This window comes from Arthrobacter sp. P1_D12, from assembly GCF_056406175.1.
In genome coordinates this window covers 1-25,801 of record NZ_JBFUAR010000005.1, presented here as the reverse complement: position 1 = coordinate 25,801, position 25,801 = coordinate 1, and the positions used below count along the sequence as shown (strand labels likewise).

Here is a 25,801-nt window from a genome sequence, read left to right as displayed (position 1 = left end):
GAAATGTGGAACTCAATTTTGAGAACAGATCTAATGCCATGGAATTAGCGATACTCTGCGCTTGCCCGAGTCAGGCTTAACGATGAAGCTGTTGCGGGCTGGTCCGAAACATCTGCTTTCGTGGCATTTGACCATCTCGCGGCTATTATAAACATGAGTGGGAGGATGAGGAATGTGTGACCATCGAATGTAATCGGATTCCAATAAGCCTCGGTCCACCCAAGAATCGATAGAAAGACTGCATACGAAGCCGCAAACGGCAATCTTGAACCTTCTACCGCCGAACGCCGAATTGCGGATGTAAAAAAGAAAAACAAAAAAACAATAGAGAGAAGCCCCCCTCCAAAAAGCAAGAGAAGATACTGACTGTGAGGAAATAGAAGGGGAAGTACTCCAACCGACTGCAAATAGGACCATCGATCAAGCCCAAGCCCACTCCACCAGTCCTCGCCAAGTGCGCCCAATCCACGAATCCAGACGTTCCCCCTGTTACTGAAGGACGATGGTTCAGCAGTCAGTAGAAGATAGAAACTAGTGATGAACAGGCAGGAGATGATCATTGTGAGAATTAAGCCCTGCAGTCGAAACGGGCTCACCCTACCTTTAAAGTTTCGAGTTGAGGCCCGTTTCCATAATAGGGAAAAGCACCATATACCCAAGGCTCCTGCCAGTGCCAATTGGGATGTCCTAGATTCCGTAGCGTAAAGTGTCAAGGCTAGCGGTATGAGAGTAAAGGCAGAGCTAGGGCCAGTCCAGGTGGAAAGCGTACAAAGGATACCGACACAAGCGAATATGGCCAAGGCATTTTCGGAAGCAAAAGGGCCTGTGTAGATTGCCCCAAAGGGTCCGCATTTAAATATATCGCAGGCCCGCCAGACATTCGGAATCAAAACAGATATCACAAATATAGTGAGGACCGAGATAACTATGATTCTGCAAACGTCTTCGAGGCTCACCCGGCTAATAGAAGCCAAAACGCCGATCAGTGCGAGAATTGCAACAGCCAGAAGGCGACCAAACGACTGCTCGAGAGGAAGTTCTATGTTCATCAAAGCATTTGTGAGGAACATTATCACTGAAATTGCAGCGGGGAGGAAGAGTTCTCCGGCGACATGGAATCTCGACCCGCGAGCAGACTTGATGGAAGTGGCGACCACTAAGACCACCGACATGATCAGCAGGCCCAGGACCGACAATTGCGCAGCTTGCCCTGTGGGCACAACTCGGGCTTCGTAGAGGAGGCCGCCCAGGACGAGTACGACTATCCCAAAGGCTCCCGCAACGTCTCCATGGTATGTGACACTCCGGCGCAGGATCTTGGCGTTTATGATCAGCGGTAGTATCGATGCCCCTGCAATGAGCATCACCAAGAATTCTTTCACAGAGTCCTCACCTCTTCATTCGAGAATGGAAGTTCACCGCGCGCTAAGCGGTGGCGTCGGGCCCAAGACAGAAGACCATTTAGTCGCAACCCTGTCAGGATCGAACTCAAGACGCCTCATCGTTTCCGCTCTCTGCAGTTCCTCCCCCGGAACCGGCTGATCCCTGCGACTCCTGATTTCCTGTGCGATCGAATGAGCATCCGGCTCGCATACCCAACCAGGGACAAACTTGGGTATCATCTCCTCTGCCATCGTGTTCCGGGTGGCGATTACGGGCAGACCGGCATTTGCCGCCTCGACATAGACTAGTCCGAACGTCTCAACCACCGAACAATGCACCATGAGGTCCGATTCGGCCATTCGAAGCCTAAGGTCCGCAGGTTTCAGGAATCCCTCGAAAGTAATTTGCGAAGCTACACCCAATTCTTCAGCCAGCTGCATCAGTCGCTGTTCTTCAGGCCCCGACCCGGCGATACTGAGGCGGTACCCACCGCCAAGGAACCCCATCGCCCGAACGGCCAGGTGTTGTGCTTTCACTGACGTCAGTGACCCCACTGTAAGCAACTGAGTAGTTCTGTGCTGAGAGACGCGACGCGATGACGCCTTCTGTACGGGCATTGAGCGGGTAGGAGCCGGCGTCGCAATCGGATTCGCAATTGTTACAATAGAAGCTCCCTTGCAGATTGACGCAAGATCCATTTCTAGTGGGCGACTTACAGCAACAACGACATTTGCACTCCTGTACAAGAATCTGGCAGCAAGTGCCAACAATCGAAGTTGTCTCGATTGCTGGAGACGCGCCTTCATCATTGAATGTTCCCAGACTAGGGTCCGCCGAGTCGACTTGCCTGCGACTAAGAGCCAGGGAACAGCGACCCACACTCCGACGAGAATCACGGTATCTGATTCAAGCGTGCGCGCAAACTTCCCCAGCCTCCAAAGAGAACAAAGTCTGCGGATTCCTCGAAGGGAACCGCCAAGGAGAAGAGCATCTGGGCACGCCGCCGTGTCGGCATTGGTTCCCCCAATACAGACGATTTCAACATCATGGGTTTTCCTCAAGAGTTGGAAAACATCCAAGGCGACCCTCTCCAGGCCAAAAACTGGAGCCAGGTGAGAAACGACCATCGTGACCCGCGATCGTGAAGCTCTCACTTCCATAGGTAAATTCCTTTATTGCACCCTGCTGCTGATGAACTCATTATCGAATGCGCCGCATGAGATTCTGCATCGTGACTCGCGGCAGTATCCCGGCAACGCCAATTACTAAAGGACCCATTCCCGGCGCCGTTCTCACTCTGGCAGCGTGTCCAATGACAGATCGAACACCAGCCCAGTCCCTCTTCTGAAGTGCGTAGCGTAACGTCTGCCCGAATAAGAAGTCGACAAAAACTCTGGGGCCAAGAGGGGCGAGGGTTGTCTTGGCCCACGATAGGGATCCCTCCCAAACGGCCCCAGCGGAGATGGACCCGGCAGTGCCGACGTGAATGGCTACTAAGTCGCGTTCGGCTTGGCTGAACGATACTGATGGGACCTTACTCACGTTGATGAGCCAGTCCCAATCTTGATGCCGCGCGAGTGATTCATCCCACTTTACCGCCTCACAAAGCCATCTTTCTGCGATGACAGTCGAAGTGAAGAAGGAAGATCGCTTTGCTCCCGCCCGACGATTAAGGAATAGGTAGTCTTCGATTCTTTCGTCCCGTGATACGAGTCGCGCGGGAACTCCCCCGACGACGTGCCGCATACCGTTCTTAGCGACTACCTGCTCCACTCGACAACCGACCACGGGAGCGTAACCCAGCGCCTTTTCTTCAGCGGCAATTTGGAGCTGTGAGGCGATTTTCTCCGGCATCCATTCGTCGTCGTCGTCCAGGAAAGCAATCCAATCGCCCGTGGCTTGCCGGACACCAAGGTTACGAGCGGCGCCCCCTTTACGAAGACCGCCCGTATACACGACTTGGTCCGCCTCGGATGCCCTCTTCACGACCTCGGGAGACGTCTGCGCTTCGTCAAGGTCAAACACTACGATTATTTCCATCCGCCCTGGGAAGTCTTGATTTCGAGCGCTTCGCACTGCCCTCGACAGTTCGCTTCGTCCCGTGGACGGGATTACGACCGACACTTCAATGGATTCATTCCCCAATGTTTGAACCTGACTTTCCTAATATCGAAGATCGGCAAGCGGCCGTGGCGAGGACCTCCAGCCCTCCGGGATATCCGGCAGGACGAAGGCGGGACGGCGACCCGACGCCTATGGAAGGGTCATCCTCGCCCGGTCGAACCGAAATGCGGGTGTTCGTCAAGTAGCGACGGAGCGATTCAAAACAGTGCGAGTCCTAGACCACTCTGCAGGATGATACTAGTTGAACGCCGAACCTAGTTGCGCCATCATCACGTTTCGCAGCGGGTTGGACGCTTGTTGATTCGACCGTCTAGTATCGGCCTAGACTGTCACCCATAGAGGCCGCCAGAGGCATTAGCGGGGGTATGTCCTCGGCCGCGGTTGCGCGCAAGCGACGTCAAAAGCAGGATGTCTGCACGATCTCCTTAGGCGCCCTCAGCCGTAGCTATGATAATTGTCGTTTGATGCATGGAAACTTCCAGCTGCCGCATCACATTTTTTATTGGGGGAACCGATGACTCGCACCATCTCGTGGCGAGTACGCTACTCACGACGACTCCGACTCCTCGATGGAGGCGTTGTTGTGTGGGCTGTCGCCGGGGCTTTTATTGTTCGCTTCGGCTTTTTCGACGCCGACAACCTTGCGACACGAGACGGCGAGTACTTAGTGCTCTCTACAGTCCTCGCCATTGTTTGGTGGTTGATGCTCGGCTCGTGGGGATCCCGAGAGCCAACCGTGTTGGGCTCAGGGTCCGAAGAGTACAAACGCGTCGTGGCCACCTCCGCGTGGCTATTTGGCTTCGTCGCCATAGTTTCCTATGCGTTGAGAATAGATACGGCGCGGGGATTCGTGGGACTGGCCTTTCCTGCCGGCGTCATCGGGCTGCTGGTGGCGAGATGGTTGGTGCGACAGCACCTCTCTTTGGAGCGAACGCTAGGACGCAGCGCCTCACGCGTGTTGATCATCGGAAGCCCTTACTCCGTCGAGCATTTGGTCCGGTCGTTCCGGAGTGCGCCGGCAGCGGGGTACGTGCCGGTCGCAGCACACCTTCCGGGCGCCTTGTACGACTCCCTCAGCGTCTCAGGGTTGAGCCTGCCAGTCACGGGAGTTCAAGGGGACTTCGGCGCGATACTCGCAGCCATCAAAACTTCAGAGGTTGATGCAGTAGCCGTTTCTGCTGGCGCCAACATTCATCCAAGTGATCTCCGCCGTCTCGGATGGGAGCTAGCTGCGCGAGACATCGGCATGATCCTTGCACCCGCGTTGACGGACGTCGCCGGGCCACGGATCCATACGCAGCCGGTGGCCGGACTTCCTTTGATTCACGTGTCGACGCCGAAGCTCACAGGAGGCAAGAAAGTCGCCAAGCGAGTGTTCGACATTGCGATTGCCGGGATTCTTGTCGCTCTTCTGTCACCCGTGTTCGCCGGCCTAGCGTTACTTGTCAAAATGACCAGTGAAGGGCCAGTTTTCTACGCCCAGGAACGCATCGGTCTACGTGGCACAACCTTCAAGATGCTGAAATTCAGATCTATGAGAGTAAACGCCGACGCCGAACTTCAAGTGCTTCTCGCGGCGCAGGGTTCGGCATCAACTCCGCTCTTCAAAGTAGAGAACGATCCGCGCATTACGCCTGTAGGTCGAGTGTTGCGAAAGTATTCCCTCGATGAGCTCCCTCAACTTCTGAATGTGCTCGGCGGCAGTATGAGCCTTGTTGGACCACGACCTCAGCGCGAGGGCGAGGTGGCGCTTTACGACGACGCGGCACACCGCAGGTTGTACGTCAACCCGGGTATGAGCGGACTGTGGCAGGTCAGCGGGCGCTCCAATCTCAGTTGGGAGGAGAGCATAAGGCTCGACCTCTACTACGTTGAGAATTGGTCACTCATGGGCGACGTAGTCATACTCTTAAAGACTTTCAAAGCGGTATTCGCAAGTACGGGCGCTTTCTGATCGAAACCCGCACAACTCCTGCGGCTCTGGCCGCCAGTGATCATTTCTTGGGGAAGGCACCAAAATGCGTATATCAGTAATCGGCTGCGGGTACTTGGGGGCTGTACATGCCGCATGCATGGCGAAATTAGGCCATGATGTCGTCGGCATCGATGTGGACGAAGCGAAGATTGGCGCCCTGGCGGCGGCGGAAGCCCCGTTCTACGAGCCCAGGTTAGACGAACTCCTGGCAGAAGTTCAGGCGACAGGTCGGCTGACCTTCACCACGGACATTGCTGCCGCAGCCGGAAGCGACGTCCACTTCATCTGCGTAGGGACACCACAGAAGAAGGGAGAGAATGGCGCCGATATGAGTTACGTTAACGCCGCAACCGTTGCGCTGCTGCCCCACCTCCAAGCTGGAAACATCGTCGTTGGGAAATCTACGGTGCCCGTGGGTACCGCCGCTCGGCTTGCAGAATTGGTCCGGGAAGTGGAACCTTCGACTCAACTAATGTGGAACCCCGAGTTCTTGCGTGAAGGACATGCGGTCTCAGATACGCTCCAGCCCGATCGCTTTGTATACGGCGTCGAGGGTGGTTCCGAAGATCACCCCGCCGTGGCAATTCTGGACGAGGTTTACTCCGTACCATTGAACGCCGGCACTCCGCGCCTGGTCGCAGACCTCGCCACCGCCGAACTGGTTAAGGCAGCGGCAAACTCATTTCTGGCCACCAAGATCTCGTTCATCAACGCCATGGCTGAGGTGTGCGAAGCTGCAGGGGCCGACGTCACCCAGTTGGCCGAGGCCATCGGACTGGACGACAGAATCGGGCGGAAGTTCCTTAATGCCGGAATCGGGTTTGGCGGAGGATGCCTGCCGAAAGACATCCGGGCGTTCATGGCCCGCGCCGGGGAACTGGGCGCAGACCAGGCATTGACTTTTTTGCGCGAGGTGGATGCGATCAACATGCGCCGACGGACTCGGGTAGTGGAGCTCACCCGGGAACTCTGCGGCGGCATGTTGCTTGGCAAGCGGATCACAGTCCTCGGTGCCGCATTCAAACCTGAGAGCGACGACGTCCGGGACTCTCCGGCTCTAAGTATTGCCGCCCAGCTTCAGCTCCAGGGCGCAGTGGTGACGGTAACGGATCCGAAGGCTCTAGCCAACGCTGCCGGCAGGTTCCCAGAACTGCATTACGAAGCGGATACCGAAAAGGCTGTCCACCGGGCCGATGCCTTGCTGCTGCTCACAGAATGGCAGCAATACCGTGACCTGGACCCCTATGAGCTCGCATCGGCGGTTGGCTCTCGCCGCATCCTGGACGGTCGCAATGTCTTGGATGCCGCCAAATGGCGTGCGGCCGGTTGGAACTACCGCGGGCTGGGGCGTCCGTAGACGATGACTGACAGTCGCGGAGTCTCCGACGCGGACAACGGCACTATGGGGAGGCTTAGACGCAATAATACGTCGCCATCCGAACGCAACGGTGTCCGCCGACGTCGTTATGTAGTCGCTTCGGCGTGCCTGGCTTTCACCGCGGTCCTGGCAGTAGCAGCCACGGCATGGCTGGGCTCCAGAGCCACCATTATCAAGAACGAACTTGAGGCATCCGCTCAGCTCATCACCGTCCTTAAGGACGATATTGCTGGTGGCACGACACAGCAGGCCCAAGAAACTTCGGATACCCTCCGATCCCACGCTTCCGCCGCCCGCGATGCTGCGGAAGATCCGCTGTGGACCATCGCAGGGTCGATTCCTTGGATCGGTGCAAATTTCAGCGCCGTCGCAGAAGTGGCTCAGTCAGCTGACGACGTTGCCACTTTGGGGGTTAGACCTCTAGTGAAGGTCTTCGATTCCCTCGACTGGGACGGCCTGCTGCCTGGCCCGGCGGGGACGAACCTGGAACCCCTGCGAGCGGCCTCCCCTAGTGTTTCGTCCGCTGCCCACGCTGTGCGGGCCTCCGCCGAGCGGCTGGACAGAATCGATGCGAGTGGTCTGTGGCCCCAAATCGCCGAACCTTTGATGCGGGCCCGGGAACAACTCCGAACAGTGACGGGCGCCCTGGATGCATCCGCGGATGCGGCCCAAATCGCCCCTGGCATGCTGGGAGCCGACGGCAACCGGAAATATCTGCTCATGATTCAGAACAATGCAGAAGCCCGCTCCTCCGGGGGCATACCGGGCGCGCTCGCGGTCCTGACGCTGGAGCACGGCAAGCTGACGTTAGGCGCCCAAAGTAGTGCCGTAGGCGTCGGCGTGATGTCCCCCTTATTGGCAGTAGATTCAGAACAGGAGCAAATCTATTCAGCGCGGCTGGGCGAGTATATGCAGGACGTCAACCTCACTCCTGACTTCCCTACCGCCGCAGCCACTGCGCAGGCAATGTGGGAACGGAAGACCGGGGTGCACGTGGATGGTGTACTCTCCCTGGACCCCGTGGCACTGGGCTATATCTTGGATGCGACCGGCCCCGTGCGCATCACCGAGCCCGGGCTGGCTGCCGCAGCGAAGGGAGGACTGCCGACCGAGCTGACAGGTAAGAATGTTGTCCAGACCCTGGTCTCAGACGTCTACGCGAAGATCAAACGCCCCGAAGTGCAGGACGCCTATTTTGCCGGCGTAGCCAAGGAAGTCTTCGGAGCCCTCTCAAGCGGCAAGAGTGAAGCCAAGGGCTTGATCAAAGGCATCACCCGGGGCGCGGCGGAAGGCCGGGTCCTCGTTTGGTCCGGCAGTGCCGCGGAACAAGCCATCATCGCGAACTATCCGCTCAGCGGATCTATCGCAGGCGACAGTGTTGCCTCCGCGCAGTTCGGCGTCTACTTCAACGATGGAACCGGCGCCAAAATGGACTACTACGTAAAGCGGTCCGTTCAACTCGTGAAGGAATGCACGGCCGACGGCTACGGGCAGGTCAAGGTCCGCATCACCAGCACCAACACGGCCCCTGCCGACGCAGCAACGTCACTCCCTGCGTACGTTACAGGCGGCGGCAATCACGGCGTGCCGCCCGGAACAGTCCAGACAAATGTGATTGCCTACGGCCCGGTCCAAGCCAACGTGGAAACAACCACGGTTGACGGAAAAAAGACGGACTTCGCCGCCCACCGCCACGCCGATAGACCCGTGGGAACCGTCACCGTTGCCCTGGCACCAGGCCAGAGCAGCACTGTAGAGCTGACCTTCGGAAAAATCGTCCAGCATACTGAACCGACCGTGGTTGTCACGCCCACCGTTCAGCCTGTCAAGGATGTCATTCTGGCCACGAAGAATTCCGCCTGCGGGGCGGCCAAGTAAACGCAAACTTAACGGTATGTAAAGCGACTTGATTCACTTTGGTAACACGCGTTTAAGGTGCTATCGTCTGCAGAGGCTTATCAAATGAGATTTCAATCCGCGGCCACTCGGGGGACCGGGAATCTCCACATCGCGTGACACACGAATTTACGGTCTCAGGGGGACACATGAAAAAAACACTTGCAGCGATCACACTCGCCGGCTCCATCGCACTCGTCGGCGCAATTCCGGCAGTCGCAGCGGACCATTACCCGGCGCCGCCCGCAAACGCCGCCGTTTCTGATGGCGTTGTGGGCCCGGGAGCCCAGTTCGTTTTCCGTGGCCACGGCTTTAAGGCCGGCGAAGGCCTCATCATCAAGGTCACGCCCGGGACCAAGCCTGCATCGAATGGTGCAAGCGTCAACGGCCGTGGCATGAGCGTTTCCGGCAAAATCACGCTGCCGCTGGCACCGCAGGAACTCTCCTCCAGCGCAGATGCCAGTGGCGCATTCGCCATCTCGCTGAGCATCAGCGAGCCGGGCGTATACACGCTCACCGCTACCGGTTTGGAGTCTGGCGTCACCGCCACCTCGAGCATCACGGTAGAAGGCGCCGCAGTAGCGGCCGCTTCCACTTCCACTTCCACCAGCGGGCTGGCCAACACCGGCGCTGATTCCAACCTCATGATCTGGTCCCTGGTGGGCGCAGGTGCCCTGGCAGCCGGCGTGACCTCCGTTGTGGTAGTTCGGGTAACCCGACGAACCCCACCACCATTCGTGTTAACACGTCATAAGGTCTGTCATGGCCAGTTGTGGTATTTACTAGAGCTATGGGGAGACCGGAATTTACGGGGAGACATTGGCGCACAAAAAGAAGATGGCGGCCGGGCTTTGTTATACCCTTGCCCACCAGACAGGCGCTCCCCTACATCCTCTTGACGCTCCTGGCCAGCGTCGCCTTGGGAACGGCGGCGTTGGCCGTTCTGAAGACCTCCTAGGGCCACTGTGAGGGCGCTGGGACGGCCACGGCTCTGGCAAGGAGTCCTTGGCGGCGCATTTATCCTGCTGGCACTCATCGGGTTTTGGCCCAGCCCCGTGGACCGGCCCGTCCAAGGCGAACTTGCCGCCTTTCTATTTTTGCTCCATGCGCTTGGCTTCCCCGGCTGGTTTAATTACGCGTTCGTGGAGGCTTCCGCCAACGTGGTGCTCTTTATCCCTGTGGGGATCGCGGCCACTTTGGCCTTTCCCGGCCGGAAATGGTGGCAAATCGCGGCCCTGGGGCTGCTGGCCTCCGCGTGCATGGAACTGGGACAGTTGCTGTTCCTGAGCAGCCGCTTCGCGAGCCCACTGGATGTTTTGACCAACACCGCGGGTTGCTTGGCAGGCGCCTTGTTTGCCGCTGCCGCGCTCAGGGCCTTAAGACATCAACAGGCCCGGCGCATTTCAGCGCTGGGCCTGCCGAAGTCTCGCGTCTAGATTGCCGCCTAGTTCACGAATTCCTTCAACCAGGTCTTCAGTTCTTCACCGAATTCCACGCGTTCCGAGGCGATGGAAATGACGGCCTTCAGGTAACTGAGCTTGTCCCCGGTGTCGTACCGGCGGCCCCTGAAGACCACGCCGTAAACGCCACCGCCCTCGCAGTCGGACACGGCCAGGGTCTGGAGGGCATCCGTCAGCTGGATCTCCCCGCCACGGCCGGGCTCCGTTTCCTCCAGGACATCGAACACTCCCGGATGGAGCACGTACCTCCCGATCACGGCAAGGTTGGACGGAGCGTCGTCCACGGCAGGCTTTTCCACGAGGCGGTTCACGCGGAAGTAGTCCTCGCCTTCCACGGCGGAGATATCGGCACAGCCGTAGGCGCTGATCTGGGACGGATCCACTTCGATCAGGGCGATCACCGAGCCGCCGGTCCTGGCTTGGACGTCGATCATGGTGCTGAGCAGTTCGTCCCGCTCGTCTATAAGGTCATCGCCCAACAGGACGGCAAACGGCTCGTCTCCCACGTGCTGGCGGGCACACAGGACAGCGTGGCCCAAGCCCTTCGGATCGCCCTGCCGTACATAATGTACAGGCCCCAAGTTGGAAGCGTGCTGTATTGCCTCCAAGCGGTCCAGATCGCCCTTGAGCTCCAGCGTCCGTTCCAGGGCTGGGGCGCGGTCAAAGTGGTCCTCCAGCGCCCGCTTCTGGCGGCCGGTGATCATTAGAAGGTCGGTCAGACCCGCTTTGACGGCCTCTTCCACTACATACTGGATGGCCGGTTGGTCAACCACCGGCAGCATTTCCTTCGGCATTGCCTTGGTCGCGGGCAGGAAGCGTGTGCCCAAGCCGGCAGCAGGAATAACGGCTTTTCTTATTGATTTCCCCAAAGTCATAGCTGCACCATACAAATCAATGGAGCAAAGTGGCAATCGGGACCCGCAGGGTAGCCTAAAGACCCTTGAAAACCGGGGTGCGCTTCTCCTGGAAGGCGCGGAAACCCTCGGCGTAGTCCTCGCTCTTGCACAGCCGCGCCTGTTCTGCGTTTTCCTCCTCCATGGCCTCCCACAGCCCCAGCCGCTGGTCCCGGATGTGCGCCACGAGCTCCTTGCTGGCCCGGAACGCACCCGTGGCGCCGGTGGCAACGCTGGCCACGATGGCGCGGGTGTTCTCCAGCAGTTCCGCCGCCGGCATGGCCCGGCTGAACAGGCCCTGTGCCACGGCGTCGGCGCCGCTCATGAGCTCGGCGGTGTAGATCAGGTCCAGGGTCCGGTGCATGCCGAGGCGCTCGGTGAAATACCAGTGCCCGCCGGAATCGAGGGTGGCGCCGAGCTTGGCGAACGGGGAGCCGAACTTGGCGTTCTCCGCCACGTAGACCACATCCGTGGCCAGCAGCAGGCCCAGCCCCACGCCGAGGCAGGCGCCCTGGGCCGCGGCGAACGTGGGCGCGGGGAACGCGCTCATTTTCTTCAGCAGCGGCTGGACCAGCCCGCCCAGGTAGGCCTGCGCGTCATCGCTCTCCGGGGTCACGCCGGCAATGTCACGGCCGGCGCAGAAGGCCCGGCCCTCGCCGCGGAGCAGCAGCGCCCTGACTTCGCCGCGTTCGGCGGCGTCGGCGGCACGATCGTACGCCTGGGACAAATCCGCGAGTGCCTGCTCGTCGAGGGAGTTCAGCTTGTGCGGGGCGTCGAGGACGACCTCGGCGACGCCGTCGGCGATTGAGAGGGAAATCATGGGGCTCCTTGGATTCGAAACGGCGGGCTTCGAAAAAACCTAGACGTCGAAGTCGACCGTGACTTCCGGGGTGGTGGGGTGGGACTGGCAGGTCAGGACGTAGCCCTTGTCGAGCTCGTCCTGTTCCAGGGCGTAGTTCTCGTCCATGGTGACGCTGCCGCTGACCACCTTGGCCCGGCAGGTGCCGCAGACGCCGCCGGCGCAGGCGAACGGCACATCGGGGCGGACCCGGAGGGCGGCGTTGAGGATTGATTCGCGGGCGTGGGTGGGGCTGGCCACCTCGCCCTGCAGCCCGTCCAGCTTGAACGTGATCTTGTAGGTTTCCTTGGATTCGTCCGCGACCACGGGCCGGCCAATGTTGCCCTCGGGGCGGTCCGGCTTGCCGGAGGTGAACAGCTCGAAGCGGACGTGTTCCGGGGCGACGCCGCGCGCGGTGAGGGTGTCCCGGCACAGCTGGACGAGTTCGAACGGGCCGCAAAGGAACCATTCGTCGACGTCGTCGGCGTGGATCGCGGTGCCCAGCAGCGCCTGCAGCTTCTCGGCGTCGATCCTGCCACTGAGCAGCGGCGCGATCCGCTGTTCACGCGAGAGCACGTGGTGCAGCGCCAGCCGGGCCGGGTATTTGTCCTTCAGGTCCGCGAGTTCTTCAAGGAACATCACGTCCATGGCGGCCTTGTTGGCGTAGACGAGGTCGAAACGGGTGTCCGGGTGGGCCGCCAGCAGGGTGCGGGCAATGGCGATCACGGGAGTGATGCCGGAGCCCGCGGCGATCGCCACGAAAGAGCCGGGCTCCCCCGCCAACTCTTCCGGATGGTTCATGGAGTTCATGACATTCTGCTCCACGGACTTGCCGTCGCGGCCGTGCTTGGAGACAAAGGCACCCATGGGGCTCATGACGTCCAGGACGTCACCGGCCTTGAGTTCGGCATTGGCCCACGTGGAGAACAAGCCGCCGAGGTCTTTCTTGATGGCCACCCGGATTTCGCTGCTGCCGTCCGCGAAACTGCGCGGTTCGGCGCAGATCGAGTAGCTGCGCCGGATCTCGTGCGGCTGGCCGTCGGCGTCGGGCAGGGTGGTGCGCAGCGCGACGTACTGGCCCGGCAGGTAGTCGAACTGTCCGGCGAGCCCGGCCGGGACCCCGAACGTCACCTCGATGGCGTCGTCGGTGAGACGGCGGACTTCGTCCACCGTCAGGGTGTGGAAGGACGCACGACGGCGGCCGGTGGCTGCGGCCGACTCCGCGGCGGTCTGGCGGACAACCTTCATGGAGGCACCTGTTCCTTACAAGACTTTGAAGTAGTCGAACGGTTCCTTGCAGTCCTGGCACACGTAGAGGGCCTTGCAAGAGGTGGAACCGAAGCGGGTGAGTTCTTTGGTGTTGAGCGATGAGCACTGGGGACACTTGACGGCGAGCGAAAGCCGGACCGGGCCGGCGTGCCGGGTGGCCGCCGAGTGGCCCGACGGCGGGGCGATCCCGTACTGCTCCAGCTTGGCCTTGCCGTCCGCGCTCATCCAGTCAGTGGTCCAAGCCGGCGAGAGGACAAGCTCGACCCGGACGCTCGGGTACCCCGCGCGGTGGAAAGCCGCGGTGAGGTCATCCCGGATGGCGTCCATGGCCGGGCAGCCGGAGTAGGTCGGGGTGATGGTGACCTGGACGGCGGGAACCATCCCGCCGTCGTCAGTGCTTGGTTCCTTCGAAACCTGGACATCGCGCAGGATGCCGAGGTCCGCGATGGTGAGGACCGGGATTTCGGGGTCGCACACTGTGGCAGCCACCGCCCAGGCCTTCTCCTGGGCGGTGTTGCCCTTGGCGGCGTTCCGGCGCTCAGCGGTTTCCGGATCGGAGACAAACATTTCCATGGTGACTACCAGCTCGCTCCCGGGTACTCGCGGGCGAGCACCTGCATCTCGGCGAGGATGTAGCCGAGGTGTTCGGAGTGCAGGCCGCGGCGGCCCCCGCCCGGTGTTGGCTGGACGTTGGGGACCTCGAGTTCCGCTTCGGCCAGGACCTCGCCGGTGAGCCGGTCGAAGTCCTCGCGCAGGCTCGAGGGCTGGGGCGCGGCGCCGGCCTCACTGAGGCGTCCGGTGAGCTCGTCGTCGCGGAACAGCTCATCCACGAAGGGCCAGATGACCTTGAACGCGTGGATCATGCGCCGGCGCGATTCGTCCGTGCCGAGTGCCAGGCGCAGGACCCACTGGGCGCTGTGGTCCCGGTGGTAGTCCACTTCCTTGACCGCCTTGGCGGCGATGCCGGCCAGTGTGGAGTCGGTGGAGGACGTCAGCCGGCGGTAGAGCTCGAACTGGTAGTAGCTGACCACGAACTGACGGGCAATGGTGACGGCGAAGTCCCCGTTCGGCTGTTCGAAGAGCGCCGCGGAGCGGAACTCGTGCTCGCGGCGGAGGTAGGCGAGATCGTCTTCGCTGCGCCCGTCCAGTCCACCGGCGTAGCTGAGGAAGGACCGGGCATGGCCCAGTTCGTCCAGGGCGATGTTGCCGAGGGCGACGTCCTCTTCGAGCTCCGGCGCGCGGGAGATCCAGTGGCCCAGGCGCTGGGACAGGATCAGGGCGTCGTCGCCCAGGCGCAGGGCGAACTCGGCAGCGTCTTCGCTCGGCTTCGCGGAGCCGCGGCTGACGGCCAGCGCGATGTCTTCCGGACGGAGGGCGTTGCCGGGGGTGATGCGGGTGGCGCTGGCCGTGGCCTCGCCGCTGTTGCCGGAGCCCTTGACGCCGACGGAGATGTCGCCGTGGCCGGCCGTTTCTTCTGCGGGCATGTCTGTTTCAGGAGTTGTGCTCACAGGTGCTTCACGCCCTCACTCTTGGTGTAGTACGTGGCGTGGCGGTAGTCCTTGCCCTGCGGGGATTCAAAGAAGGAACCTTTGGAATCGGGGTCGCTGGAGGCGATAGCCTCGGCCGGGACCACCCAGATGGACACCCCTTCGTTGCGGCGGGTGTAGAGGTCCCGGGCGTTGCGCAGGGCCATGGCCGCGTCGGGTGCGTGCAGGGATCCTGCGTGGACGTGGGACAGGCCGCGGCTGGAGCGGACAAATACTTCCCAGATCGGCCAGACGTTTCCTGCTTGCGGTTCGGTTGTCATGCTGCTGATTCCTTCTGCTTGCGGCTCTGCTTCTCGGCGTATGCGGCTGCGGCTTCGCGCACCCACGCGCCGTTCTGGTGTGCCTCGCGGCGCCGTTCCAGGCGTTGGGCGTTGCAGGGGCCGCGGCCGGCCAAGACTTCATGGAACTCGGCCCAGTCCAGCGGCCCGTGCTCCCACTTCTTAGTTTCCTCGTTGAACCGGATGTCCTTGTCCGGAAGCGTCAGGCCCAGGACCTTGACCTGCTCCATCATCATGCCGACAAACCGGTTGCGGAGCTCGTCATTGCTGAATCGCTTGATGTTCCAGGCCATGGACTGCTTGGAGTTGGGCGAGTCGTCATCCGGCGGGCCAAACATCATCAGGGCCGGGGCGTACCAGCGGTTCACCGCTTCCTGGGCCATCTGCTTCTGTTCGGGGGTGCCATGGGAGAGTTCCAGCAGGATCTCGAAGCCTTGGCGCTGGTGGAAGGACTCTTCCTTGCAGACCCGGACCATGGCCCTGCCGTAGGGGCCGAAAGAGGCGCGGCAGAGCGGCACTTGGTTGGCGATCGCGGCGCCGTCGACCATCCAGCCGATGGCACCCATGTCAGCCCAGGTGCGGGCGGGGTAGTTGAAGATGGAGGAGTACTTGGCCTTGCCGTCCATCAGGTCCTGCATCATCTGATCACGCGGCTGGCCGAGGGTCTCGGCGGCGGAGTAGAGATAGAGTCCGTGGCCGGCCTCGTCCTGGACCTTGGCCATGAGGATGGCCTTGCGCTTCAGGCTCGGGGCGCGGGAGATCCAGTTGGCCTCGGGCTGCATACCAATGATCTCCGAGTGCGCGTGCTGCGAAATCTGGCGCAGGAGCGTTTTCCGGTAGGCCGGCGGCATCCAATCACGGGGCTCGATCCGGGAATCTTCCGCCATGACCTTGTCGAAATAGGCCTGGCCCTCAGCGTCGCGCCGGGCCGCGTCCTCGGGGCTCGGTTCATGCCGTGCCGGCGATGGCTCGGCGGGCACTGACTGCAGGGTCTGCGATGCCATGGTTGCTCCTAGTGAATTTCCGATAAATAATTACCGACCGTTCGTTCAGGATATGCGGAAGGCCGGAGATGCGTCAAGGACGGCTGGCGGCTAAACCGCGTCGCCTTGGCCATCTATACCTAGGGCTACTAGGCCTGATACCCTTCAGCTCTAGGTATAGGAGGCGCAGTGCGCATTGATAAAGACCTGGTCGCGGCTTCGGCCACGCCCCTTGTGCTTGGCATCCTGGCGGAGGGCGATCTGTACGGCTACGCAATCCTCAAGCGGGTGAGTGAGCTCTCGGGTGGCGGCATGCAGTGGACCGACGGGATGCTCTACCCGCTGCTGCACCGACTTGAGCGGCTCGGTTACGTGTCCTCGCTGTGGAGCACCTCCGACGCCGGGCGCCGGCGCAAGCACTACACCATCACGCAAGCGGGCCGGGACGCCCTCGCCGACCGCCAGGAGCAGTGGACCGTGGTCGCAGACGCGCTGCGCCAGGTATGGCAGACCGCTCAAGGGCCAGCGGCCGCGGCTGAGGGGTGGGCGTGATGACGCCACACGCTGAGCTGGAGGCCCAGATCGACCGGTGGCGCGGATACGTTCAGCGGAACCGGGCGATCTCCCCCTCCGACGTCGACGAGCTGGAGGACCACCTGCGCGAGCAAATAGCCGACCGGCAGGCGACCGGCCTTGACGACGAGGAGGCCTTTCTCGTCGCCATCAAGCGCCTGGGCAACCTGGACGCCGTTTCACGCGAATTTGCCCGCGAGCACTCCGAGCGGCTGTGGAAGCAACTCGTCCTGGTACCAGACGGCCCCGACGACGCCAACGCGTCCCCTTGGCGCGAGCTGGCCGTCGTCCTCGCACTCGCCGTCGGGGCGGGCGTGGCGGTCAAGGCCGGCTCTGCCTGGATCGACGACGGCGCGGCCCTGATGCGCAACCTGGGCCTGCTCGTCTTCCCCTTCGTGGCCGCGTACTTCGTGTGGAAGCGGCGGCTCACCGGGGCGGTGGCCGCGACGCTGATCGTCCCGTTTGCCGCCCTGGCGGCAGTGCTCAACGTCTATCCGTTCGCCCCAGGCGGCGCCACCGGGATGCTCGCTGCCCTGCACGCGCCGGTCACCTTGTGGCTGCTGACCGGTGTGGCCTACGTCGGCGGGAGGTGGCGGTCCGATAAGCGGCGTATGGACTTTGTCCGGTTTACCGGGGAGCTCGGGATCTACTACACGCTGCTGGCGCTTGGCGGCGCAGTCCTGATCGCCCTCACGCTCGCGACTCTCCGGGTTATCGGGGCCGATTTCCAGCCGGTCGTGGAAGACTGGGTCCTGCCATTCGCTGTGCCCGGAGCTCTCGTGGTGGCCACCTGGCTCGTCGAGGCCAAGCAGCAGGTGGTAGAAAATATCGCTCCCGTCCTCACCCGCGTCTTCACGCCGCTGACCGTTGCCATGCTGCTGGTCCTTCTGGCCGTGCTGGCCACTGCGGGCGGGTTCGCCGACATCGACCGCAACCTGCTCATCCTCATGGACGCAATCCTCGTGCTCGTCCTCTGCTTACTGCTCTATTCGATTTCCGCCCGCGACCCGCTGGCCCCTCCCGGACTGTTCGATGCTTTGCAGTTGGCCCTCGTCATCGCGGCCCTTGCGGTCGATGCCGTGATGCTGACCGCGATGCTAACCCGCATCGCCGAGTTCGGCTACAGCCCCAACAAGATCGCCGCGCTCGGCCTGAACCTGCTGCTGCTGGTGCACTTGTTGCGCGCGGCCTTGCTCGCCGTCGGATTCCTGCGCGGCCGTCTCCCGTTTGCGGCGGTCGAGCGCTGGCAAACACGGTACCTGCCCGTTTACGGCGTCTGGGCAACGGTCGTGGTGGTGGTCTTCCCGCCCGTTTTCGGCTTCATCTGAACCGAACGTTTGAGCCTGCGCGGGGACGGGGCTTTGATCTCGCCCATACCGTGCAAGGCTAGTTGCATGGATCTGGAGGTGTCGCCCGCGCTCACGATTCCCGCGTCGGAACTCGGCTGGCGGTTCTCGCGTTCGTCCGGGCCAGGCGGTCAACACGTCAACACCTCGGACAGCCGCGTCGAGCTCTCGTGGAACGTCGCCGGCTCGGCGGCACTTTCGGATGGCCAACGGCAGATGCTGGCCACGCGCCTCGGACGGCGCCTCGTCGCCGGAGTGATCACCGTGACCGCCTCCGAGCGGCGCTCCCAGCTGCGCAACCGCGAGATCGCACTGGCCAAGCTCTCCGCCCTCGTGGCTGATGGCCTCGCCCCCGAAGCCGCCCGCCGCCGGGCGACTAAACCCACCCGGGGCTCGAACCGTCGGCGCCTCGCCGCAAAGGAACAGCGGGCGGCGACGAAACGGCAACGACAGCGGCCGTCCGCCGAGTAGCGCCGTCCAACCGACAATTTCGGACGTGGGGCCACGGAACCTTTTAGATAGGAACCTGTTCGATAGGCGAACTCTGCGCAGGTGGATTCTAGGCCGCCGCCAGCCTTCGGACCCGCGGGGCCGGCGCATATTCCGTCGGCGCAACGATGCTGAGCTGGCATTCTGACTGAAGCGGATCAATGGCGGCCGGCAGGTGGTGGGAGGCTGAGCACTCCCGCAGCTGCTCGAGGGCCGCCGGTTCCACCACGGCGTGGCTGACGTCCAACACGAGGTGGAGTCCTTCTTTCAGGTGGTTTGCCCGCTTGACCACCACGTACAGGGCCTGGAGGCTCCTCGCCGTCACATGTCCCTGCGCTGCTACTTCTGCCTGACCGCAATCGAGGTCGAGCCTGACAAGAACCCGAAGTTTGTGGTTCAAAACGATTCCCCTGTTCGTGCATGTACCGCTTGGCCGCGACGCTGCGACCGCTTTGGCCGCGACGCTGCGACCGCAAGCCAGCCTAGGCAGGGAATGTGACGTAGGCAACAGTGCGCTTCATATCCCGGAAACCTCGCGTTATGTGCCGGTTTTTTGGCCACAAAGTGTTGATCGGCGGCCCCGGCGTACTGTATTGGGGGCCGCCACGGTACCCCCCCTACCGCCGCGGCGAGGAACTACCTCACCGGATGCTGGACGAGCCAGCGCCGGCGTCTTGAGTCCGGACCGCCGGTGATAGCTTGAACTCGTGAACATCGGCGCAGGCAAGAAGCTCCCCCTCTGGGCCTCCGTGGCCCTGAATATGCTGATTGCCCTGGTGGCCGTCGCCCTGGTCCAGGGGTTCCTGGTGAAGGCCTACCGGATACCGTCAGGATCGATGGAGCCGACGCTGCAGGGGTCTGCAGGCGACGGCGACAGAATCCTCGTGAACCGTCTTGCCTACGCTGGCTCAGAACCACGCACCGGTGACATCGTGGTGTTCACCCGCCCGGACAGCTGGCAGGCGGAATCGTCGGTGGCACGCAGCGGCGGGATCGCCGGGTTTGCCCGTTCATTCGGCGACATGACCGGGATCGGGCCCTCCAACGAGCAATTCCTGGTGAAGCGGGTGGTTGCGACCGGCGGCCAAACCATCAGCTGCTGCGGACAGGATGGCAAACTGCGCATCGATGGCCAGCCCCTCGACGAGCCCTACATTTTCGAGGATCTGCCGTTTGAGGCTGGCAGCAACGACTGCCAGACCAGCCCCGGTTCGCTCAGGTGCGTTCCTGCGTTTACGGTCCCCGAGGGAGAGCTCGTGGTGCTCGGGGACCACCGTTCGGTCTCGGTTGATTCGGCCATCGCCTGCCGGAGCCTGACGGGTGAAGCGGGCGATTGCGTCAGGACGATCAAGTCGTCGGCCGTCGTCGGACAGGTGGCGGCGAGGTTCTGGCCGCTGGACCGCGCTGGCGGAGTGGGCTGACTTTTCCGGAAAATGAAAATCCCCTCGGAGCGGCTGCTCCAAGGGGAATTTCAGTGCTACCGCGCGGCGGCGGGCTCAAGGGACTGATACGAGGTGTAGTACCTGTACGAGCCCGCGCCTGTGGTGGGCACGCGGTTGAGAATCGTGCCCAAGACGTTGCCGTTGACGCGGCCCAGGTTGCCGAGGGATTTGCCAAGCTCTTCATCGGTGGTCTTTCCGGACCTGACAACAACGATTGCTCCGTCAGCAATGCGTGTGAGGACGGCGGCGTCTGTCACGGGGAGCAACGGCGGGGCGTCAACCAGCACAATGGCGTCCTGTGCGAGGGTCTTGAGCAACGTCTTCATGGCCTGGGAGCCCAACAGCTCACTGGGGTTCGGCGGGATCCGGCCGGACCCGAGCACACGCAGATTTGGCATCGCGCTCCATTCCTGCAGCACGTCCTCCAGCTCGGCGTGGCCGCTCAGGACGTCAGTCACACCGACGCCGGGGATCAGGTTGAATACGTCGACCAGGGTGGGGCGGCGTAGGTCGCCGTCGACCACTACAACGTTCTCACCGGCGGCGGCCATGGTGACCGCCAGATTGGCCGTCACCGTCGATTTACCCTCGGCCGGAACTGAACTCGTCACCACAATGATCCGCGGCGGATTGTCGACGTCGACGTACTGGAGATTTGTCCGGAGCTCCCTCAGGGCTTCGGTGATGGCATGCGAACCTTCGCCCGATGCGACCGGGCTGAATCCATCGTCCAGCACGGTGCTTTTCCCGTCCAGGCGGTGGTCCACCGGGAGCGTGCCCAGCACGGGCACGCCGAACCGGCGTTCGATCGCAGTGGCACTGCGGAGCCTGCGGTCCAAACGGTGGCGAAGCATGGCGTAGAGAACTCCGAGGGCCAGCCCGGCCAGAGCTCCGATGCCGAGGGCCAGCTTCACGTTGGGAGATGTTGGGGCGGTCGGCAGGACGGCTTCGCCCAGTGGAACCACTCGGATTACCGGGACGGGGACAACGTTCGAGCCTTCCACGGCGGGGAGGCTTTCCAGTTCCTTGACCTGATCGGCCAGACCCCTGACCCAGGCATCCGCGACCTTTTGGGCCATGGCGGGGTCAGTGGACTGGGCGGTAACCGCAAGCTGGGCGCTTTCCTTCGGCACGACCACAGTGACGGAGCCCAGCAGTGCGTCAGGCGAAGTGGTGAGTCCCAGCGACATGACGACGCGCTCGGCAACCATCCGCGACTTAGCGACAGACTCGTACTTGGCAGCCTTGGTCTGCGACAGATTTTCGCTCATGAGCGAGAGGCTGAGGTTATCCGAGCCGCCCGCCACCACGATCCCACTGGACTGTGCGGAGTATATTTTCGGCTGCAGGAGGGTCCAGCAGAAGGCGAGCACGGTCAGGGCCAAGGTGAACGCAAGGATGCCCTTCCAGCGCGCCCGGGCAATGCGCAGGTAGTCCTCCAGTGCGAGCCCCGCCGCTGCCTGCCCGTTGTTGTCGGCCGTTTCAAAACCAGTCACGCTTAGGTCCTCTCCCCCGTGCGTGGCCCCAGCGACCCACACGAAAATTTACTGTACGGTACAGCGACCGCGTTTTTATGCGTATTTAACCGCGCAGGAGTAGTCCCTGGCCGACCAGTCCGTCCACGGCCACATCAAGCAATGCTTCATAGCCTTCAGGCAGTCCATGCAGGGCTTCGATCTTGCCCACTAACGTCTCCATCGATACGGGATGCTGGGCTGACCGCCAGATGATGGGTCCGATACCGCTGAGCCGGGTGAGTTCGGTATCCGTCAGGACCAGAAGGTCTCCGCCGATTTCTACTGCGTCAACGGCGTCGGTCCGTTGCAGCCAGCCTCCGGGAATCGGTTCTGTCTTCTTTTCACCTGCCTGGTGATCTGCCCGCTCCGCTTCCGGCTTTAGCAGGGCGGGAGTCCATGAGGTGATGACTTCTGGCCATTTATCGGGCTCCGCCAAAAACAGCGGTTCCAGGCTGTCCGTTAGGTCCGCCGCTTCTGAATAGCTGACGCGAAATACTCCGCCGACGCTGTCAATGAGCCGGCAGAGGGACTGAAGTGGCTGATTGACCGCAGCCTGCGAGGACGTATCCGGAATGAGCGCCAGCACCGCATCCACCAAAGGGACTGGCTCGATGACAGGACGCTGATAATCCGCGCCGGCAACCCTGTCGAGCAGTGCGATGGCCCTGATATGAGGTTTGTCCGGCGCGACTCGCAGGCCCAGCTCGTCCGGACCCACCTGCAGCTTGGCGGCACCTGGCGTTGCCTGCTTTATAGAAAGCGGCTTGGGGTACGGCACAACACTCCCATCAACCCGGATCGCGACCGTTTCGTCGGTTATGTAACCGAAAGTTCGGGCTAGCTGCGAAGAGGCCGTGGTCTTGCCAGTGCCGGATTTTGCCACTAAGGCAATGACGGCGCCGTCGACCGGGTTGGCAACACCGCAGGCGTGAAGCATGGTCAGTTCGCCGGCGCGTTCGAGGATGGCGGCGATTGTGACCTCGGAGGTCAGTGCCTCCGACAAGCCCTCGAACGTTTCCGCGCCGAGATACTTAACCCCGACACCGGGTTTCTTGGATTCAAAGTAGACGGATGCGGTGTAAAGGAGCCCTGGAGTTGCGGGCTCGGCCGGTTGACCTGTGCGAGGCCCGGAGTCGCTGAGGCACCGGCTCCAGGCCCTGGCCGTTGCTTGACGTTGTGCAGGGGTCGAAGCAGGACCCCAACAAACCGTGAAGTTAGTGCCCAAAACGTCAATATTCAAGTCGCTTGTGCTACTCAAGCTGTTGCACCGTCCCGGTAGCGCGCGGTCGCCGCCGAACCCTTCGGGCGCACCGCCAGACGCATTCCGACATAGCTCCCCTATAAGTTTTCCGGTATTGGCATCACTGCCCTAATGCCGAGCGTATCGCGGGTCAGGCAAGGCGAGCGGAAATGAGACTAGTTCTTGGGGAGTGTCGTCAGCGTCAGCGTCCGCTGATTGCCGGTGGATTTCAAGGCCGGGGATGAAAGCTCGGCATCCAACACCATGGTGTACGTCCCAGCTGTGCCACTGTTTCCGTTTGCGTCCTGAGAGTAACCCATTGCGAACGTTACCGTAGCTCCTGCCTTCACTTTGTAAGCGTGGGAGAACGTGAAGGACACCACATTTGAAACGTAGGCGGGCATCGTCACAGTAGTGGCCCCAAAATTTACGAGACGAATTCCCGTTGTGTTCACAGCCCGAGTGATCTTCACCGTGATCGTTGCTGTGCCTTCGACGTCCACATGGGTCGAATTGCTGATCATGAAGGCAATCGGCGCGGTTCCATTCTTCGACTTGGCACCCGAGTAAGTCATGGCATCCGAGGCCCCGAGTGCCATGGCTACGATCCCTGTAGTATGCGACGCCGCTGCGGCCGGAGCTGCAATTGCTGCCGCGATAACAGGCACGCTCCACGCGGCGCCCTTCACAACGGAACGGCGGTCGAAACTCGCCTTAGGTGCGGCCAAGCTCTTGATCTCCGACATCTATTTACCCCAAGTTCTAGTGCGGCGGAGAACCCAGTCGGGCAAGCTCCTGCCGAGCGTTTCGGCATCCTTTGACGACTGTACGCAGAAAAGCATGAATCTTCAATATCAAGATGCTTTATTTTCAAGAACGACAGAACTTGGCCCTATCTTCTCCCGGGGATGTGAATGGCCCGTCGCGGCTAGACTCGGAAACCACGCCGCCGGCAAGAGTCTCGCTAATGGAAGTTGGACAAACCTTGGAATCGCCTCGCCCCGTTCGGATCCTGACGGTCTGCACCGGCAACATCTGCCGCTCGCCGGTGGCCGAGCGCCTGCTTCAGGCGGGCCTGGATCAGGTGCAGCCCGGTACTTTTGTGGTGCGAAGCGCCGGCACGCGGGCCATGGTGGGCGATCCGATCCAGCCGAGCTCTGCGGACATCATCAGGACGTATGGCGGCACCCCGGACGGTTTTGCGGCGCGCCAACTGACGCAAAAGATCCTCCGGGAGTCCGATCTGGTGTTGGCGATGACCGCTAAACACCGCGGCGAGGTGATGCAGATGGATGCCTCTTTGCTGAAGCGGACCTTTACTATCCGCGAGTTTGCCCGGATGCTGAAGGTCCTTGAGCAGCGCGACGCGGACAGACCCGCACCCTCCCCCGCCAGCGACACTCCATCCTTTTGGCGGGAACTCCCCGGCCGGGCGGCGTCAGTGCGGCACCTCGCGCTGGCCCCGGACGCCTCCGACAACGACATTGTGGATCCCTACCGGCGCGGTCAGGAGTTCTACGACCAAATGGAGGACGAGCTCGCCCCGGCCATCCTCGCCATTCTGCGGTTCGCACGCCTCCACAGCTGAGTCAGGCTTTGTTGGCGAAAAGTGTTGATCGGCGTGCGGTGTACTGTAGAGGAGGCCCCGCGACGACCATCCGGCACTTGGCACTAGTCCAGGACGCAACGGAGAGCGGGATCGTGGCCCCTTTACCGCCGCGGCGAGGAACTGCATCACCGGATGCAGGACAAGCCAGCGCCGGCCAGCCAGTCCACTCTGCGTTTCGCGCCCTCAGCACTCGGGCGTGGCCCGCGTGAGTGCTGACAGCCAGAATCCGGGCATCGGGCCCGGCCGACTTAGAGGAACACATGACACACCCCTTCGACAGCCCAGACGACGTCCGCGGGGCGGAATTCCGCGAGCGGCGTCAGCCCCTGAAGAAACGCCGGGGCCGGAAGGTGCTGATCGCCGTCGCGGTGGTGGTGGCGCTGGTCGCGGTGGTGGCTGGCGGCTACCTCTTCAATCTCGCACGCACCTTCGACTCCGGTACGAGCAAGATTGAGCAGGCCTTCCCGGAGGAGTCCACGCGTCCGAAGAAGACGGACACGTCGATGAACATCCTGGTGATGGGCAGCGACAGCCGCGGCGCCGCCGAGTCCGACGCCTCGGGCGGCACGGACCAGCGCGCGGACACGCTGATGCTCATGCACATTCCGGCGGACCGCAAGAACATCTACACCATGTCCATCATGCGCGACCTCTGGGTGGACATCCCGGGGCACGGCGAGGCGAAAATCAACTCGGCGCTGGCCCTGGGCGGCACGCCGCTGATGGTGCAGACCATCGAGTCGATTTTCCAGCAGCGCATCGATCACGTGGCCGTGATCGATTTCGAGGGTTTCAAGGGCCTCACGGACGCGCTGGGCGGGGTGACCGTTAACACCAAGCTGCCGTTCACGTCGAACGATCTGAAGGGCCAGTCCTTCGCCCCGGGCCAGCACACCTTCAACGGAACCGAAGCCCTGGCCTTCGTGCGCGAACGCCACGCCTACGCCGACGGCGACTACCAGCGGGTGCGCAACCAGCAGGAGTTCCTGCGGGCCATCATCAAGAAGTCCACCGCCGGCCAGACACTGAGCAACCCGATCACCATCAACAACATGGTGGGCGCGGTCTCGCCGTTCGTCACCGTGGACAAGTCCTTTGATTCCGGAGCCGTAGCCGGGCTGGGGCTCGAACTCAGGGACATCCGGGCGCAGAACACCGTGATGTTCACGCTGCCGACCAACGGCGTGGGAACGTCCGGGGACGGCCAGTCGATCGTGCTGACCGACCCGGACGCCATCCACAGCATCTCCGCGGCGATGGCCTCCGGCACCCTGGGCGAGTACGTCGCTGCCAACAAGTTCGAGAACGGCAACTGAACCCCGCCAAGTGAGGCGCCCAGGGAGGCCCTTGGACCCATAGTCCGCGGCCGGCCGCAGTGGTAGCGTCCGCTTATGGGGAACGCTCCGGAGCCAGCAGCAGCGGCTTCCGCGGCGTCCCCGCCCCCTCCCTCGCCCGCCGCCGCAGGCGGTCGCCGTCGGACAATGCTGCTCCTGGGAGTGCTGCTCGCGGTCGCCGCCGCGGTGGCCGTCGCGGTCGCGGCGTACGTTCTCACCTTCTCACC

Annotated in this window: 25 protein-coding genes; 11 read left to right on the top strand and 14 right to left on the bottom strand. The window is 62.1% G+C overall.

All coding sequences use genetic code 11. The features are described 5' to 3' along the window. Positions 1 to 44: 44 nt before the first annotated feature. The 3 genes from AC1DZV_RS04575 to AC1DZV_RS04565 all read right to left on the bottom strand — a co-directional run bounded on the left by AC1DZV_RS04575 (position 45) and on the right by AC1DZV_RS04565 (position 3,507). A complete protein-coding gene (locus tag AC1DZV_RS04575; protein ID WP_476953088.1) occupies positions 45 to 1,382 on the bottom strand; it encodes an O-antigen ligase family protein in 1,338 nt (445 codons plus the stop codon). 33 nt (positions 1,383 to 1,415) lie between these two features. Continuing rightward, a complete protein-coding gene (locus AC1DZV_RS04570) occupies positions 1,416 to 2,510 on the bottom strand; it encodes a glycosyltransferase (protein WP_476953258.1) in 1,095 nt (364 codons plus the stop codon). A gap of 73 nt (positions 2,511 to 2,583) precedes the next feature. Continuing rightward, positions 2,584 to 3,507 (bottom strand): glycosyltransferase family 2 protein, encoded by a 924-nt coding sequence (locus AC1DZV_RS04565; RefSeq protein WP_476953087.1) that lies wholly within the window; start codon positions 3,505 to 3,507, stop codon positions 2,584 to 2,586. Positions 3,508 to 4,021: 514 nt separating this feature from the next. Between AC1DZV_RS04565 and AC1DZV_RS04560 the strand changes: the two genes are divergently transcribed. The 5 genes from AC1DZV_RS04560 to AC1DZV_RS04540 all read left to right on the top strand — a co-directional run bounded on the left by AC1DZV_RS04560 (position 4,022) and on the right by AC1DZV_RS04540 (position 10,192). Then, the gene (locus AC1DZV_RS04560) at positions 4,022 to 5,461 is read left to right on the top strand and encodes a sugar transferase (RefSeq protein ID WP_476953086.1); all 1,440 of its coding nucleotides are present in this window, start codon (positions 4,022 to 4,024) and stop codon (positions 5,459 to 5,461) included. A gap of 64 nt (positions 5,462 to 5,525) precedes the next feature. Beyond that, positions 5,526 to 6,839: a UDP-glucose dehydrogenase family protein gene (locus AC1DZV_RS04555; protein WP_476953085.1), complete on the top strand. Its 1,314-nt coding sequence runs from the start codon at positions 5,526 to 5,528 to the stop codon at positions 6,837 to 6,839. A 627-nt stretch (positions 6,840 to 7,466) separates the two neighbouring features. Further along, the gene (locus tag AC1DZV_RS04550; RefSeq protein ID WP_476953257.1) at positions 7,467 to 8,738 is read left to right on the top strand and encodes a DUF4012 domain-containing protein; all 1,272 of its coding nucleotides are present in this window, start codon (positions 7,467 to 7,469) and stop codon (positions 8,736 to 8,738) included. Between the two features lie 167 nt (positions 8,739 to 8,905). After that, positions 8,906 to 9,655 (top strand): LPXTG cell wall anchor domain-containing protein, encoded by a 750-nt coding sequence (locus AC1DZV_RS04545; protein ID WP_476953084.1) that lies wholly within the window; start codon positions 8,906 to 8,908, stop codon positions 9,653 to 9,655. 66 nt (positions 9,656 to 9,721) lie between these two features. Further along, on the top strand, positions 9,722 to 10,192 hold the full coding sequence (locus AC1DZV_RS04540; protein WP_476953083.1) for a VanZ family protein: 471 nt from the start codon (positions 9,722 to 9,724) through the stop codon (positions 10,190 to 10,192). Positions 10,193 to 10,200: 8 nt separating this feature from the next. On the opposite strand, the gene galU is transcribed toward AC1DZV_RS04540, so the two are convergent. Genes galU through paaA form a run of 7 tightly spaced genes read right to left on the bottom strand, consistent with a single transcriptional unit; the run spans position 10,201 to position 16,045 of the window. After that, on the bottom strand, positions 10,201 to 11,091 hold the full coding sequence (galU, locus tag AC1DZV_RS04535) for a UTP--glucose-1-phosphate uridylyltransferase GalU (protein ID WP_476953082.1): 891 nt from the start codon (positions 11,089 to 11,091) through the stop codon (positions 10,201 to 10,203). 55 nt (positions 11,092 to 11,146) lie between these two features. Then, a complete protein-coding gene (locus AC1DZV_RS04530; RefSeq protein ID WP_476953081.1) occupies positions 11,147 to 11,929 on the bottom strand; it encodes an enoyl-CoA hydratase/isomerase family protein in 783 nt (260 codons plus the stop codon). 39 nt (positions 11,930 to 11,968) lie between these two features. After that, positions 11,969 to 13,195 (bottom strand): 1,2-phenylacetyl-CoA epoxidase subunit PaaE, encoded by a 1,227-nt coding sequence (gene paaE / locus AC1DZV_RS04525; protein ID WP_476953080.1) that lies wholly within the window; start codon positions 13,193 to 13,195, stop codon positions 11,969 to 11,971. 15 nt (positions 13,196 to 13,210) lie between these two features. Next, positions 13,211 to 13,783, bottom strand: coding sequence for a 1,2-phenylacetyl-CoA epoxidase subunit PaaD (paaD, locus tag AC1DZV_RS04520; protein ID WP_476953256.1), 573 nt, complete (start codon positions 13,781 to 13,783; stop codon positions 13,211 to 13,213). A gap of 11 nt (positions 13,784 to 13,794) precedes the next feature. Beyond that, positions 13,795 to 14,700: a 1,2-phenylacetyl-CoA epoxidase subunit PaaC gene (paaC, locus tag AC1DZV_RS04515; protein ID WP_476953079.1), complete on the bottom strand. Its 906-nt coding sequence runs from the start codon at positions 14,698 to 14,700 to the stop codon at positions 13,795 to 13,797. A 20-nt stretch (positions 14,701 to 14,720) separates the two neighbouring features. Continuing rightward, positions 14,721 to 15,023: a 1,2-phenylacetyl-CoA epoxidase subunit PaaB gene (gene paaB, locus AC1DZV_RS04510; protein WP_028277739.1), complete on the bottom strand. Its 303-nt coding sequence runs from the start codon at positions 15,021 to 15,023 to the stop codon at positions 14,721 to 14,723. After that, positions 15,020 to 16,045, bottom strand: a complete 1,026-nt coding sequence (paaA, locus tag AC1DZV_RS04505; RefSeq protein WP_476953078.1) for a 1,2-phenylacetyl-CoA epoxidase subunit PaaA — start codon at positions 16,043 to 16,045, stop codon at positions 15,020 to 15,022. Before paaA ends, paaB begins: the two co-directional genes overlap by 4 nt. A 168-nt stretch (positions 16,046 to 16,213) precedes the next feature. On the opposite strand from paaA, the gene AC1DZV_RS04500 reads away from it, so the two are divergent. The 3 genes from AC1DZV_RS04500 to arfB all read left to right on the top strand — a co-directional run bounded on the left by AC1DZV_RS04500 (position 16,214) and on the right by arfB (position 18,414). Beyond that, a complete protein-coding gene (locus tag AC1DZV_RS04500; RefSeq protein ID WP_476953077.1) occupies positions 16,214 to 16,576 on the top strand; it encodes a PadR family transcriptional regulator in 363 nt (120 codons plus the stop codon). Then, a complete protein-coding gene (locus tag AC1DZV_RS04495; RefSeq protein WP_476953076.1) occupies positions 16,576 to 17,925 on the top strand; it encodes a permease prefix domain 1-containing protein in 1,350 nt (449 codons plus the stop codon). The genes AC1DZV_RS04500 and AC1DZV_RS04495 overlap by 1 nt, the downstream gene beginning before the upstream one ends. Before the next feature lie 66 nt (positions 17,926 to 17,991). Continuing rightward, positions 17,992 to 18,414, top strand: a complete 423-nt coding sequence (gene arfB / locus AC1DZV_RS04490; protein ID WP_476953075.1) for an alternative ribosome rescue aminoacyl-tRNA hydrolase ArfB — start codon at positions 17,992 to 17,994, stop codon at positions 18,412 to 18,414. An 88-nt stretch (positions 18,415 to 18,502) separates the two neighbouring features. Here the strand turns inward: arfB and AC1DZV_RS04485 are convergent, their stop codons facing one another. Continuing rightward, positions 18,503 to 18,832 carry a hypothetical protein gene (locus tag AC1DZV_RS04485; RefSeq protein ID WP_476953074.1) on the bottom strand — a complete coding sequence of 110 codons (330 nt, stop codon included), beginning with the start codon at positions 18,830 to 18,832 and terminating at the stop codon, positions 18,503 to 18,505. Positions 18,833 to 19,139: 307 nt separating this feature from the next. Here AC1DZV_RS04485 and lepB point away from each other — a divergent pair, with 307 nt between their 5' ends. Further along, positions 19,140 to 19,853, top strand: coding sequence for a signal peptidase I (gene lepB, locus AC1DZV_RS04480; protein WP_476953073.1), 714 nt, complete (start codon positions 19,140 to 19,142; stop codon positions 19,851 to 19,853). Positions 19,854 to 19,909: 56 nt separating this feature from the next. Here the strand turns inward: lepB and AC1DZV_RS04475 are convergent, their stop codons facing one another. From AC1DZV_RS04475 to AC1DZV_RS04465, 3 genes are all read right to left on the bottom strand, one after another. Then, positions 19,910 to 21,370, bottom strand: a complete 1,461-nt coding sequence (locus tag AC1DZV_RS04475; protein ID WP_476953072.1) for a tyrosine-protein kinase domain-containing protein — start codon at positions 21,368 to 21,370, stop codon at positions 19,910 to 19,912. Between the two features lie 85 nt (positions 21,371 to 21,455). Then, complete coding sequence (locus AC1DZV_RS04470) at positions 21,456 to 22,394, bottom strand: hypothetical protein (RefSeq protein WP_476953071.1); 939 nt, start codon at positions 22,392 to 22,394, stop codon at positions 21,456 to 21,458. A 413-nt stretch (positions 22,395 to 22,807) separates the two neighbouring features. Further along, the gene (locus AC1DZV_RS04465; protein WP_476953070.1) at positions 22,808 to 23,377 is read right to left on the bottom strand and encodes a hypothetical protein; all 570 of its coding nucleotides are present in this window, start codon (positions 23,375 to 23,377) and stop codon (positions 22,808 to 22,810) included. Positions 23,378 to 23,616: 239 nt separating this feature from the next. On the opposite strand from AC1DZV_RS04465, the gene AC1DZV_RS04460 reads away from it, so the two are divergent. Together AC1DZV_RS04460 and AC1DZV_RS04455 are read left to right on the top strand one after the other, a co-directional pair. Further along, complete coding sequence (locus AC1DZV_RS04460) at positions 23,617 to 24,219, top strand: arsenate reductase/protein-tyrosine-phosphatase family protein (protein ID WP_476953255.1); 603 nt, start codon at positions 23,617 to 23,619, stop codon at positions 24,217 to 24,219. Positions 24,220 to 24,500: 281 nt separating this feature from the next. Beyond that, positions 24,501 to 25,556 (top strand): LCP family protein, encoded by a 1,056-nt coding sequence (locus AC1DZV_RS04455; protein WP_476953069.1) that lies wholly within the window; start codon positions 24,501 to 24,503, stop codon positions 25,554 to 25,556. Positions 25,557 to 25,801 lie beyond the last annotated feature (245 nt).